At 70.4% G+C, this 13,101-nt stretch carries 12 protein-coding genes; 9 read left to right on the forward strand and 3 right to left on the reverse strand.

Annotated elements, in window-relative coordinates; genetic code table 11:
* The first annotated feature begins 40 nt into the window (after positions 1–40).
* Genes N415_RS16715 through N415_RS16730 form a run of 4 tightly spaced genes read left to right on the forward strand, consistent with a single transcriptional unit; the run spans position 41 to position 4,301 of the window.
* A complete protein-coding gene (locus N415_RS16715) occupies positions 41–754 on the forward strand; it encodes an SDR family NAD(P)-dependent oxidoreductase (RefSeq protein WP_068184096.1) in 714 nt (237 codons plus the stop codon).
* Positions 751–1,782, forward strand: coding sequence for an S-adenosylmethionine:tRNA ribosyltransferase-isomerase (locus N415_RS16720; protein WP_068184099.1), 1,032 nt, complete (start codon positions 751–753; stop codon positions 1,780–1,782). The genes N415_RS16715 and N415_RS16720 overlap by 4 nt, the downstream gene beginning before the upstream one ends.
* A gap of 33 nt (positions 1,783–1,815) precedes the next feature.
* On the forward strand, positions 1,816–3,342 hold the full coding sequence (gene fadD4, locus N415_RS16725) for a fatty-acid--CoA ligase FadD4 (RefSeq protein ID WP_068184103.1): 1,527 nt from the start codon (positions 1,816–1,818) through the stop codon (positions 3,340–3,342).
* 2 nt (positions 3,343–3,344) lie between these two features.
* Entirely contained in the window at positions 3,345–4,301 is a 957-nt protein-coding gene (locus N415_RS16730) for an enoyl-CoA hydratase/isomerase family protein (RefSeq protein ID WP_068184178.1), read from the forward strand.
* Between the two features lie 19 nt (positions 4,302–4,320).
* Here the strand turns inward: N415_RS16730 and N415_RS16735 are convergent, their stop codons facing one another.
* Together N415_RS16735 and N415_RS16740 are read right to left on the reverse strand one after the other, a co-directional pair.
* Entirely contained in the window at positions 4,321–4,749 is a 429-nt protein-coding gene (locus tag N415_RS16735; protein ID WP_068184105.1) for a CD225/dispanin family protein, read from the reverse strand.
* A 77-nt stretch (positions 4,750–4,826) separates the two neighbouring features.
* Complete coding sequence (locus N415_RS16740) at positions 4,827–5,993, reverse strand: acyl-CoA dehydrogenase family protein (protein ID WP_068184108.1); 1,167 nt, start codon at positions 5,991–5,993, stop codon at positions 4,827–4,829.
* Between the two features lie 90 nt (positions 5,994–6,083).
* On the opposite strand from N415_RS16740, the gene N415_RS16745 reads away from it, so the two are divergent.
* Genes N415_RS16745 through N415_RS16755 form a run of 3 tightly spaced genes read left to right on the forward strand, consistent with a single transcriptional unit; the run spans position 6,084 to position 9,521 of the window.
* On the forward strand, positions 6,084–6,998 hold the full coding sequence (locus N415_RS16745) for an acyl dehydratase (protein ID WP_239645604.1): 915 nt from the start codon (positions 6,084–6,086) through the stop codon (positions 6,996–6,998).
* Between the two features lie 25 nt (positions 6,999–7,023).
* Complete coding sequence (locus N415_RS16750; protein ID WP_068184112.1) at positions 7,024–8,223, forward strand: CoA transferase; 1,200 nt, start codon at positions 7,024–7,026, stop codon at positions 8,221–8,223.
* Positions 8,217–9,521, forward strand: a complete 1,305-nt coding sequence (locus tag N415_RS16755) for an amidohydrolase family protein (RefSeq protein WP_068184115.1) — start codon at positions 8,217–8,219, stop codon at positions 9,519–9,521. Before N415_RS16750 ends, N415_RS16755 begins: the two co-directional genes overlap by 7 nt.
* A 7-nt stretch (positions 9,522–9,528) precedes the next feature.
* Here the strand turns inward: N415_RS16755 and N415_RS16760 are convergent, their stop codons facing one another.
* Positions 9,529–10,431, reverse strand: coding sequence for an alpha/beta hydrolase (locus tag N415_RS16760; RefSeq protein ID WP_068184118.1), 903 nt, complete (start codon positions 10,429–10,431; stop codon positions 9,529–9,531).
* A 204-nt stretch (positions 10,432–10,635) separates the two neighbouring features.
* On the opposite strand from N415_RS16760, the gene N415_RS16765 reads away from it, so the two are divergent.
* Together N415_RS16765 and N415_RS32275 are read left to right on the forward strand one after the other, a co-directional pair.
* Entirely contained in the window at positions 10,636–12,750 is a 2,115-nt protein-coding gene (locus tag N415_RS16765; RefSeq protein WP_068184125.1) for a molybdopterin oxidoreductase family protein, read from the forward strand.
* A complete protein-coding gene (locus N415_RS32275; RefSeq protein WP_067160846.1) occupies positions 12,747–13,100 on the forward strand; it encodes a molybdopterin oxidoreductase in 354 nt (117 codons plus the stop codon). The genes N415_RS16765 and N415_RS32275 overlap by 4 nt, the downstream gene beginning before the upstream one ends.
* Position 13,101: the final 1 nt, after the last annotated feature.

The following is a 13,101-nucleotide window of genomic DNA, read 5'->3' on the forward strand; positions in this document are numbered from 1 at the left end:
ACTTGACTTAAAGTTTACTTCAACTATCAGTATGGGCCGTATGACTCAATCGCAACCCAGTCCCGTCGCCATCGTCAGCGGCGCCTCCCGCGGATTCGGCAGGGCGCTGACCGCCGCCCTGCTCGACCGGGGGTGGACCGTCGTCGCCGATGCCCGCCGCGCCCAAGAACTCAATGCCACTGCAGCCGAACTGAATTCGCAGCGATTCATCGGATTGCCCGGCGACGTCACGGACTCGTCGCACCGTCACGCCCTGATCGCCGCCGCGCTGGACGCCGGTCCCGTTGGCCTGCTGGTGAACAACGCCAGCCGGCTGGGGCCCAGCCCGCAGCCCGCGCTCGCCGACTACCCGGAGAGCGACTTGCGGGACGTGTACGAGACCAACGTGTTCGCCCCGCTGGCGCTCGCCCGGGCGGCGCTGCCGGCGCTCGCCGACAACGCGGGGGTGATCGTCAACCTGTCGTCCGACGCCGCCGTCGAGCCGTATGCCGGCTGGGGCGGATACGGGTCGTCGAAGGCCGCGCTGGATCAGCTGTCGGCCGTCCTGGCGGCCGAGGTGGCGGCGGTTCGTGTCTACGCCTTCGACCCGGGCGACATGCGGACCGAGATGCACCAGGCCGCTTTTCCCGGTGAGGACATCTCCGATCGCGCCGAACCGGAGGCCGTCGTGCCCGCGTTGCTCCGCCTGCTGGACACCCGGCCGCCGGGGGGTCGTTACCGGGCCGCGGAGCTGTTGGCCGGTGCGCTGTCATGATCCACTTCCAGCGTCCGCCGGGCTCCGACGCGAGCGAGCCCCCCGAAGCCCGCGGCCTGGCCCGCGATGCGGTCAGGCTGCTGGTCGCCCGCCCGGGGCGGGTCAGCCACGCCCGCTTCGCCGACCTCGGTGACCACCTGCGACCCGGCGACCTCCTGGTGGTGAACAACTCCGCCACGATCCCCGCCGCGGTCGACGGCCGCCGCGGCGGGCGGGACATCACCGTGCACTTCTCGACGGCGCGCGCCGAGAAGGAGTGGGTGGTGGAACTGCGGCCCGCGACCGACGCCGCCGGGCACCTCACCGATGTGCGGCCCGGCGAACGGGTCGACCTGCCCGGCGGGGCGGCGCTCGTCATCGGCTCGTCGTATCCCGAACCCGGCGTCGAGGGTGCCCGGCTGTGGACCGCGCGGGTGATCCTCGAGGGCGACCTGGGGGCGTACCTCGCGCGGCACGGGCGGCCGATCCGGTATTCGTACGTGCCGCGGGAGTGGCCGCTGCGTTACTACCAGACCGTGTTCGCGCGGTCCGCCGGCAGCGCCGAAATGCCCAGCGCCGCACGACCGTTCAGCACCGAACTGGTGACCGCGCTGGTCTCCGCCGGGATCGGGATCGCGCCGATCACCCTGCACGCCGGGGTGTCGTCGGCCGAGGCCGGCGAGCCGCCGACTCCCGAGCTGTTCGAGGTGCCGGCGCCCACCGCGCGGCTGGTGAACTCGGCGCGCGCGGCGGGCAACCGGGTGATCGCCGTCGGCACGACGGTGACCCGGGCGCTGGAGTCGGCCGCGGACCCGGCCGGCGTGGTTCGGCCGGCCGTCGGCTGGACCGACCTGGTGCTCGGCCCGCAGCGCCCGTGCCGGGTGGTCGACGGCCTGGTCACCGGGTGGCATGACGCCGGCGCCTCGCACCTGCTGCTACTCGAGGCCGTCGCGGGCCCCGACCTTGTCGCCGCGGCCTACCGGGAGGCGGTCGCCCGTGGCTATCTGTGGCACGAATTCGGAGACAGCGCGCTCCTGCTGCCCGCATGACACGTGTCAAACCGGGCGTCGTACAGTCGGCGCATGCAGATTCGCCAGCATGTCGGCGCCGACAAGCCCGCCGTGATTCTCTACCCGTCCGGGACGGTCGTCACCTTCGATGAACTGGAAGCCCGCGCGAACCGATTGGCGCATCGGTTCCGCCAGGCCGGCCTGCGCGAGGGGGACACCGTCGCGATCCTGATGGAGAACAACCAGCACATCCACGCGGTGATGTGGGCGGCGCGCCGCAGCGGTTTGTATTACGTGCCGATCAACACCCACCTGACCGCGGCCGAGGCCGCCTACATCGTCGACAACAGCAACGCCAAGGCGATCATCGGTTCGGCGGCGCTGCGCGACACGCTCGTGCAGTTGGGCGACCATCTGCCGGCGCTGCCCGAGCTGCTGATGATCGCCTCCAAAAAAGGAGAGGCCGACCTGCCGGGCTGGGAGTGCTACCCCGAATGCGTTGCGAACCAACCGGACACCCCGATCGACGACGAGATCGAGGGTGACCTGTTGCAGTACTCGTCGGGCACGACCGGGCGGCCCAAGGGGATCAAACGCGAACTGCCTCATGTGCCGCCCGCCGAGGCGCCCGGCATGATGTCGGCGCTGGTCGAGTTCTGGATGACCCCCGACTCGATCTATCTGAGCCCGGCCCCGCTCTATCACACCGCGCCGTCGGTGTGGTCGATGAGCGCGCAGGCCGGCGGCATCACCACGGTCGTGCTGGAGAAGTTCGACGCCGAGGGCACGCTGGACGCCATCCAGCGTCACCGGGTCACCCATGGCCAGTTCGTGCCGGCCATGTTCACCCGAATGCTGAAACTTCCTGCGGCCGTTCGTGATTCGTACGACCTGTCCAGCCTGCAGCGGGTGATGCACGCCGCCGCTCCGTGCCCGGTCGAGATCAAAAAGCAGATGATCGACTGGTGGGGGCCGATCATCGACGAGTATTACGCGTCCTCCGAGGCGATCGGGTCGACGTTGATCAGCGCCGAGGAATGGCTGGCGCACCCGGGTTCGGTGGGCAGGCCCATGGCGTGCCAGATCCACATCCTCGGCGAGGACGGCACCGAGTTGCCGCCGGGCCAGCCCGGCGAGATCTACTTCGAGGGCGGGTTTTCGTTCGAGTACCTCAACGACCCGACTAAAACCGCCGCCTCGCGCGACGCGCACGGCTGGGCAACCGTCGGCGACATCGGCTACGTCGACGAGGAGGGCTACCTCTACCTCACGGACCGGCGGCACCACATGATCATCTCCGGCGGGGTGAACATCTACCCGCAGGAGACGGAAAACCTGCTGGTGACTCATCCGAAGGTGTTGGACGCCGCGGTGTTTGGCGTTCCCGACGACGAGATGGGCCAGCGCGTCATGGCGGCGGTGCAGACCGTCGACCCGGCCGACGCCACCGATCAGTTCGCCGACGAGCTGTCCGCCTGGCTGCGGGACCGCCTGGCGCACTACAAATGTCCGCGCTCGATCGCCTTCGAGGCGCAGCTGCCGCGCACCGACACCGGGAAGCTCTACAAGAACGGGCTGATCGAGAAGTACTCGGTGTGACCCTGCGCGTCGTCGATCTGAGCGGGCCGCCGCAGCCCGACGACGACGTGCTGCCCGGCGTGCGGGTCGCCGTGGGGCCGATCGCGAGCGCCGCCGAATCATGGCTCGACCGAGCCACTTTCACGCTGACCGAAGAACCGTGTGACGATCGCAGGGTCGTCGTCGTCGACTCGGTGCCCGACGCCCTGGCCGAGCTCACCGAGCGCTGTGAACGGTGGCCGCACGCCAGCGCGGTGTGCGACGACGTGCTGCGCGCGGTCGACCCCGCGGGCCCCACGCTGGCCGGGGTGGTGACCGAATCGCTGGCCTACTCCACCCTGCAGGCCGGCCCGGAGTTCGCGCGATGGCTGGCCGAACGCGGCCCGGCAAGCATGCCCGACATCGCCGAGCCGGTGCTGGCCCGGCGCGACGGCGACACCTTGCGGATCACGTTCAACCGCCCGCAACGCCACAACGCGTTTTCCACCGATGCGCGCGCCGCGCTGCTCGAGGCGCTGACGGTCGCGCTGCTGGACACCTCGGTGACCGGGATCGTGTTGAGCGGCAACGGTCCATCGTTCGGCAGCGGCGGGGACCTCGCGGAATTCGGCACCTTTGCCGATCCGGCGAGCGCGCATTTGGCCCGCACCCGGCACAGCCCCGCGCTGGCGCTCGATGCGCTGACCGCGCGGCTGGGCCGGGCGTGCCGCGCCCGGGTGCACGGTCGGGTGATGGGCAGCGGACTGGAGATGGCGGCGTTCTGCGGGTGGGTTGAGGCCCGCGACGATTCGGTGTTCGGGCTACCCGAATTGAGCCTCGGGCTGATCCCGGGTGCCGGCGGAACCGTCAGCATCCCGCGGCGGATCGGGCGCTGGCGCACCGCGTACCTGGTGCTGTCCGGCCGGACGATCGGCGCCGACACCGCCCGGGAGTGGGGGCTGGTGGACGCGACTTACGTTGGGGCTCAAGGCCTCACGTAGCCAGTCTTAAAAGCGGGGCTCAGAAGCCCGAATACGTGGTGGTGGTCGTGGACGGGAGGTTCGAGACGGCGACCGCGAAGACGAAGGCGTACAGGATGCCGATGATGACGTAGGCGGCCACGCCAGCGATCGCGCCGATGATGGCCCACTTCTTCGCGCTGTCGGCGGCGGATTGTGCCTCGGCGTAGCGGCCCTGGGTCCACAGCCCGGAGACCTTGGTGGAGTACACGATCGAGACGATCCCGAACGGCAGGCAGCACAGCACCGTGACCAGGATCGCCCAGACGAGGTAGTTGTCCGGCTCGCGCTGGGCCGGCCAACCCGGTTGCGGGGCGGGGTATCCCGGTTGCGGTGCCGGGTATCCCGGCGGCGGCTGGCCCTGCCACGCCGGAGGCTGCTGGCCCTGCCACTCTGGGGAACCTTCGTAAGGCCCTGGGGGATAACTCATGGCAGCTGCCTCTCTTTGCTGGCGCCGAAGTCAGGCAAATATACAGCAAACCCGGGCGTCAATCAGGGAGGTTCGCGTCAGATCCCGCCCCGGGCAACGAGCTGCGCCGCGATCACGTTGCGCTGAATCTCGTTGGTGCCCTCGCCGACGATCATCAGCGGCGCGTCGCGAAAGTAGCGTTCGACGTCGTACTCGGTGGAGTAGCCGTAGCCGCCGTGGATGCGCACGGCGTTCAGCGCAATCTCCATCGCCGTCTCGGAAGCGAACAGCTTGGCCATCCCCGCCTCCATGTCGGCGCGTTCGCCGCTGTCGTAGCGCTCGGCGGCGTAGCGGGTGAGCTGGCGCGCGGCGGTGAGCTTGGTCGCCATGTCCGCCAGGTAGTTACCGATCGACTGATGCTTCCAGATCGGGCGCCCGAAACTTTCCCGCTGCTGCGCGTAGGCCAGCGCATCCTCGAGCGCCGCCGTCGCCACGCCCAGGGCGCGGGCGGCCACCTGGATGCGGCCTGTCTCGAGGCCCTTCATCATTTGCGCGAAGCCCTCGCCGACCCGGCCGCCCAGCACCGCCGACGCGGGTGCGCGGAAGTCGGCGAACGACAATTCACACGACTCGACGCCCTTGTAGCCCAGCTTGGGCAGGTCCCGCGAGACCGTCATGCCCGGTCCGTGCTCGACGAGCACGATCGAGATGCCCTTGTGGCGCGGCGTGGCGTTCGGGTCGGTCTTGCACAGCAGCGCGATCAGCCCGGACCGGCGCGCGTTCGAAATCCACGTCTTGGAACCGTTGATGACCAGAGTGCCGGTGCCGTCCTGGACAGCGGTCGTCGTCATGTTCTGCAGGTCCGAGCCCCCGCCCGGCTCGGTCAGCGCCATGGTGGCGCGCAGCTCGCCGGTGGCCATCGGCGGCAGGTAGGCGCGTTTCTGCTCCTCGGTGCCGAACAGCGTCAGCAGCTTGGCCACCACGGTGTGCCCGCCCATCGCGCCGGCCAGGCTCATCCAGCCGCGGGCCAGCTCCTCGGTGATGCGCACGTAGCAGGGCGTCGACACCGGTGAGCCGCCGTATTCCTCGGGGATGGCCAGGCCGTAGATGCCGATCCGTTTCATCTGGTCGATCCACGCCTCGGGATAGGTGTTGGCGTGCTCGACCTCGCGGACGGCGGGTTTGACCTCGCGGTCGATGAACGCCCGCACGGTGGCGACCAGCATGTCTTCTTCTGCGTTCAGCTCACTGCTCACGTGTGCCATATTGGCCCCGTGACTTATGCGCAGGTGCGGGAGGGCGGCCCCTACTTCGACGATCTCTCGGTCGGCCAGGTCTTCGACTGGGCGCCGGCGATGACGCTTTCGGCGGGGATGGCCGCCGCGCATCAGGCGATCGTGGGGGACCGGTTGCGCCTGGCCTGCGACGCGGTGCTGAGCACCGCGGTGACCGGCGTGCCGGGACCGCTGGCGCACCCGGCGCTGGTCTGCGACGTCGCGATCGGCCAGTCGACGCTGGCCACCCAGCGGGTCAAGGCCAACCTGTTCTATCGCGGGCTGGTGTTTCACCGGTTCCCCGTCGTCGGCGACACCATCTACACCCGCACCGAAGTGGTTGGGCTGCGTGCCAATTCACCAAAGCCAGGCCGGGCGCCGACCGGGATGGCGGCGCTGCGGATGATCACGATCGATCAGGCCGACCGGCTGGTCCTCGACTTCTACCGGTGCGGCATGCTCCCGGCCAGCCCGGGCTGGAATCCGGAGAACGCGCCCGCCGACGATCTGTCGGCCGTCGGCGTCGACGTGCCCGGCCCGGCCCACGACCCGACCGCGCACTGGGATGCCGACGTCTTCCGAAACAAGGTGCCGGGCCCGCATTTTGACCCCGGCCTGGCGGGCACGGTGCTGCGCAGCACCGGCGACGTGGTCAGCGGCGCGCCCGAGCTCGCCCGGCTCACCCTGAACATCGCTGCCACACACCACGATTCGCGGGTCGGCGGGCAGCGGCTGGTGTACGGCGGCCACACCATCGGGCTGGCCCTCGCGCAGGCCACGAGGCTGCTGCCCAACCTGGCGACGGTCCTGGGCTGGCAGTCCTGTGATCACACCGGCCCGGTGCACGAGGGTGACACCCTGTACAGCGAACTGCACGTCGAGACCGCCCGCCCGACCGAGCGTGGCGGGGTCCTGGGGCTGCGATCTGTGGTCTACGCGGTGGGCGAGCCCGACCGGCCGGTGCTGGACTGGCGGTTCGACGCGCTGCATTTCTGAGTCGCACGCGCAAGCCGCGCGCACAATGGTGGGCGTGAGTTCGGCTTCGTCAAGCTGGGGCAGCAGCGGGCTGGCCAGCCTGACTGGCCTGTCCGACGGGCCGCCCGACTTCTCCCGGGCGAACGTGCTGGTCCGCGCCGAGGAGGTGGCCACGGCCATCCGTCGCCGAACGGGCGTCCCCATCGACCCGGCCGCGCTGCTGGCCGGGCGGGCCGCCCTGCTCGGGTTGACCCGCCGCGGCCGGGTGTCGGCGGGCGGCGCCACCCGGTTGCTGGCGACCGCCGACGGCTGGTGCGCGATCACGCTGTCGCGTCCCGACGACGTCGCCGCCGTGCCCGCGCTGCTGCGGACGCAGGAACCGGCGGCCGATCCGTGGCCGGCGCTGCAGCGCTGGGCCGCGACGCGTCCGGCGTCCGCGGTCGTCGAACGGGCGGGGCTGCTAGACATTCCCGCGGCCGCGCTGGGTGAGGCCGCCGCCGCGTCGCCGCGGGTGCTGCATCTGGGCTTCCGGTCGCAACTGCGTGAGTTGGCGGGCCTGCTGGTGGTCGATCTGTCCTCGATGTGGGCGGGACCGCTGTGCGGGCAGCTGCTGGCGCGTGGCGGGGCCACCGTCGTCAAGGTCGAAAGCCCGCGTCGCCCGGACGGCACCCGCGGCGGTGACCGTGCTTTCTACGACTGGATGAACGGTGAAAAGCTATCGTATTGTGTCGATTTCGACGAGCAGGCCGCCGAGCTGCGCGAATTGCTCGCCGTCGCCGACATCGTGATCGAGGGCTCGCGGCCCGCGGCGCTGGTGCGGCGGGGGCTCGGGCCGGACGACGTCGTCCCCCGAACGGGCCGAATCTGGTTGCGCATCAGCGGATATGACGACGCCCGGCCGGCATTCGGCGACGACGCCGCGGTGGCCGGCGGCCTGGTGGGTAGCGCCGGCCCGGGTTCCCAAGGGCCGGTGTTCTGCGGCGACGCCATCGCCGACCCGCTGACCGGGTTGGAGGCGGCCCTCGCGGTGCTCGAGTCGCTGGGCCGGGGCGGCGGGGAGTTGATCCACGTGTCGATGGCCGCGGTCGCCGCCACCCATGCGGCGTTACCGACCGAGGAGTCGGCCGCACCGTACCCGGCGCCGCCACCGCGGGCACCGGCGGTGCGCGGCGCGGCGGCCGAGCTGGGCGCCGACAACGTCGCCGTGCGCCGCCTCGTCTCCGAAAGGCGTTGCCCGTCATGCTGATTCGTCGCGCCATGCTGCTGGACGGCAGAACGGTCGACATTCGCGTCGGCGCGCAGATCGAGGCGGTGGGCGACGGCCTGGTGGCCGGCGAGGGGGAGGGCGTGCTGTATGCCGGCGGCGGGACCGTCCTGCCCGGGCTGCACGATCACCACGTGCACCTGCGCTCGGCTGCGTCGGCGCTGGATTCGTTCTTCGTCGGGCCGCCCGGCGTCAGCACCAAAGCCCAGCTGACCCAACTGCTTTCGAACGCGACACCTGGTCCGGACGGGTGGATTCGCGCCGTGGGCTATCACGAGTCCGTTGCCGGCGAGCTGGACCGCACGGCCCTCGACGCCGTCGTGCGCAAGGTTCCGGTGCGCATCCAGCACCGTAGCGGGGCGCTGTGGATCCTGAACTCCGAAGCGCTGGGCCGGGTCGGCCTGCCCGACCACCCCGACGGCCGCCTGCGCAGCGCGGACCGCGGCTGGTCGGACGCTCTGCAGCAGCGCGAAACCGACCTGGCCGAACTCAGCCGCAGGATTACCGCGACCGGGGTCACCGGGGTCACCGACGCCACCCCCGACCTGGGCGCCGACGACATGGTCGCGCTGTTGGTGGCGCACCGCCGCGGCGAGTTCCGGCCGCGGCCCAGCTTCCTGGCGCCGGGCAAGAAGATCCTGCACGACGACCGCCTGGACCTGGACGCCTTGACGGCCTGGATCGCCGACCGGCACGGCGAGGGCCACCCGGTCGCCGTCCATTGCGTCACGGCGGCCCAACTGGTGGTCACGATCGCGGCCCTGCGCGCGGCCGGTAGCCATCCGCAGGATCGCATCGAGCACGCCGCGGTGGTGCCGGACGACAACCTGGCCGACCTGGCCGACCTCGGCGTAACCGTCGTCACCCAGCCCAACTTCGTCGCCGAGCGCGGCGATCAGTACCTCGCCGACGTCCCCGCCGCCGAGCATCCCCAGTTGTGGCGGGTGGCGTCCCTGCTCGACGCGGCCGTGCCGGTGGCGCTGTCCACCGACATGCCCTTCGGCCACGGGGACCCCTGGACGGCGATGCGGGCCGCGGTGTACCGCACCACACCCAGCGGCGCCGTCCTCAACGGGAACGAATGTGTCTCGGCGCTAACCGCTTTGACGATGTTTCTGGGCCGTCCCGATTGCCCGGGCCGGCCGCGGTCGGTCGAAGCCGGTCAGCCGGGCGATCTTTGCGTGTTGACCGAGCCGCCGGCGACGGCGCTGGCCGAGCTGGACGCCGGCATGGTGGCGGCCACCGTCATCGGCGGCGAGCTCGTCTTCTTTGCGATGTGACCGGCGCTCAGCCCGCCGGGACCAGCGCGGCGCGCAAGCTCTCGCACTGGCTGTCGAAAAATCGTTGCGACACTGGGGCTTTGTGGGCCACCACGTCGAACCCGTGGAACGCGCCCGGAATCACCTCGACGTGACAGGGCACCCCGGCGTCGATCAGGCGCTGGGCGTAGGCGAGGTCCTCGTCGTGAAACAGGTCGTGCGTGCCGACCCCGATCCACGCCGGCGGCAACCCGCTCAGGTCGTCGCGGCGGCCCGGCACGGCGACCCGCGGGTCGGCGTCGCCGAGGTAGGCGGTCCAGCCGAACCGGTTACTGCGCGTGCTCCACAGGCGGTGGTTCGGGCTCGGGTCGCCGGCCGAACTTCGGTCGTCCAGCATCGGGTACGCCAACACCTGGAACACCGGGCTCACCTCGCCGCGGTCCCGGGCCAGCAGCGCCAGCGCGGCCGCGAGGCCGCCGCCCGCACTGGCGCCGGCGATCGCGACCCGGTGGCGGTCCACGGCGGGCAGCCCGGCGAGCCAGGTGAGCGCCGAATAGCAGTCCTCCAGCGCCGCGGGATACGGATGTTCGGGCGCCAGGCGGTATTCCACCGACGCGACCGTCATGCCCAGCCTCTTGCTGAACCGGCGGCACAGCCGGTCGTCCTGCTGGGCGTTGCCGATCACGTACCCGCCGCCGTGGATCCACAACAACGCGGGCGTCGGTCCCGCCGCACCCGCGGGCCGGAACAGCCGGATCCCGGCCCCAGAACCGAGGGTGATTACCTCGACATCCGACGGGTCGGGTTTGCGCCGGCGCTCGCTCAGCCCGCCCAGGGCCCGCATGATCGGCAGGGTGCGGGGACCGATCAGATGCCGCGGGGCGAGGCGGGCGGTGCGGCGCAGGTCGGGGTGAACGTCGTCGTTCGGCACCGGCCCAGTATCACCGAAGCGAACGTGTGGGCACACCCGGGGCCGTGAGCGCGCGGTAGTCGTCCGGACAATCCGGGGAAATACCTCCGAAACACACGCGACGTAACTTCGGGCTATAGGCGCCGATCGGGAGGCGACATGGGGGATACATCCAGCCGAGCCGGCCAAATGCTTGCCGGCTCACCAGTCAAACGGTGATCACCGATGGCGGCTGCGCCGACGAAAACCCATTGCCCGTACTGTTCGTTGCAGTGCGGGATCACGCTCGATCTGTCCGGGGGACCCTCAAAGCCGCCCGTGCTTGCGCCACAACGCGACTTTCCCACTAATCGCGGCGGGTTGTGCGCGAAAGGCTGGACCGCGGCCGAGCTGCTCGGTCACCCGGAACGGCTGACCCGGCCGCTGATTCGCGACGGGCGCGATGCCCCGCTGCGCGAGGCGACCTGGAACGAGGCACTGGAACGGATCGTCGCGGCCTTCCAGAAGACGCAACGGGATCACGGCCCCGACGCGGTCGGATGTTTCGGCGGCGGCGGCCTGACAAACGAAAAGGCCTACCAGCTCGGCAAGTTCGCGCGGGTCGCGCTGCGCACCTCGGCGATCGACTACAACGGCCGGTTCTGCATGTCCTCGGCGGCCGCGGCGTCGAACAGGTCGTTCGGCATCGACCGTGGGTTGCCCTTCCCGCTCGCCGACATCGCCGGTGCCGATGTCATCCTCCTCGTCGGCGGCAACCCCGCCGAAACGCTGCCCCCGGCGATGCAATATTTCGATGCGGGCCGCGCCCGCGGCGCAAAGCACATCGTCGTCGACCCGCGCCGCACCGCCACCGCCGGTCGCGCCGACCTTCACCTGCAGCCCGTCCCCGGAACCGACCTGGCCCTGGCCAACGGAATGCTCAATGTCATTGCCCGCGAGGGGCTTATCGACCACGAATATGTCGCCGAGCGGACCACCGGATTCGAGGCGGTGCGCCGCGCGGTGCGGCTGTACTGGCCCGATCGGGTGGAACGGATCACCGGCGTGCCCGAGAACGACATCGTGGCAGCGGCGCGGATGCTGGCCGGGGCCGATCGGGCGATGATCCTGACCGCGCGTGGGGCCGAGCAACACAGCTCGGGCACCGACACGGTACAGGCTTTCATCAATCTCGCCCTGGCGCTGGGATTGCCGGGCCGCCCGTACAGCGGATTCGCGACGATCACGGGCCAGGGCAATGGCCAAGGCGGCCGTGAACACGGGCAAAAATGTGACCAGTTGCCCGGCTACCGCCGGCTCGACGACGCCGTCGCGCGCGCCCACGTCGCGCGGGTATGGGGTGTCAACCCGGCCGACCTACCGTCGTCCGGGCAGTCGGCCTACGAGATGCTCAGCGGCATCGGCGCTCCGGCTGGGGTGCGCGCGCTGTGGGTGCTGGCCTCCAACATCGTTGTCTCGGCGCCGAACTCGCTGCATGTTGCCGAGAGGCTGAGCAAGCTCGACTTCCTGGTGGTGTCCGACATCTTTCTGTCTGAGACCGCGGCGCTGGCGGATGTGGTGTTACCCACGACGCAGTGGGCCGAAGAGTCGGGGACCATGACCAACCTGGAGGGCCGGGTGATCTTGCGTCGCGCGGCTCTTACGCCGCCCGACGAGGCGCGCAGCGACCTCGACGTGATGGCCGATCTGGCGAAGCGCCTAGGGGTACACGGATTCTCGGCGGAGCCGCAGGAGGTCTTCGGGGAGCTGACCCGCGCGAGCCAGGGCGGAAAGGCCGACTACCGGGGGATCAGCTACGAACGGATCGCCTCCGACAACGGCGTGTTCTGGCCCTGCCCGTCGCCGCTGTACCCCGACACCCCGCGGCTGTTCGTCGAGGACTTCCCGACACAAGACCGCCGGGCCCGCTTTTATCCCGTCGAGCAACGCGGCGCCGCCGAGGCCCCGGATGACGAATTCCCGTACTACCTCACCACCGGCCGCGTGTTGAGTCAGTACCAATCCGGGGCCCAAACGCGCAGGGTCGCACAGCTTGCCGAGGCCGAGCCCGAGCCGGTGGTCGAGATGCACCCGACATTGGGCAGCCGGGTCGGCATCGGCAGCGGCGGCAAGGTGCGGCTGCGGACGCGCCGGGGCGAGGTCGTGATGACGGCACGGCTAAACGACGGCATTCGCCCGGACACCGTGTTCGCGCCCTTCCACTGGGGCGGCGCGGCGGGCATCAACCGGCTAACCAACCCGGCGCTCGACCCGCATTCGCGGATGCCCTCGTTCAAAGTCTGCGCGGTCTCGGTGTCCAACGCCGAAGTATTCGATACACCGGAAGGAGATGAGACATGAGTGATGGCAGCACCCCTCGATTCCTGCAGGGAGCGTTCACCTTCGACGGCAAGGGGTACGAGTCGCCGTCCCTGCTGGACGCGTCGCTGCGCTACGTCGTGCCGGCCGGGGCGATCACCCAGCCGGTCTACTTCCGCGGCGGCAACAGCACCGACGAGCTGGTAACCATCGTGCTGATGCGCGACGGCGCGCCGATGCGCTACTTCCCCATCGGGGCCAAGGACGCCGTGCACGTGCCGCTTCGGGTCGTCGAAGACCTGATCGTCGACACCGTCGTCGAGGTGTTCGTCGCGGCCCCCGACGGGCTGAGCGGCACCGTCTTCGTCGACATCGGCCTCGTCGAAATCTAGA

Source organism: Mycobacterium sp. UM_CSW (genome assembly GCF_000455205.1).
In the GTDB taxonomy this organism is placed as follows: Bacteria; Actinomycetota; Actinomycetes; order Mycobacteriales; family Mycobacteriaceae; genus Mycobacterium.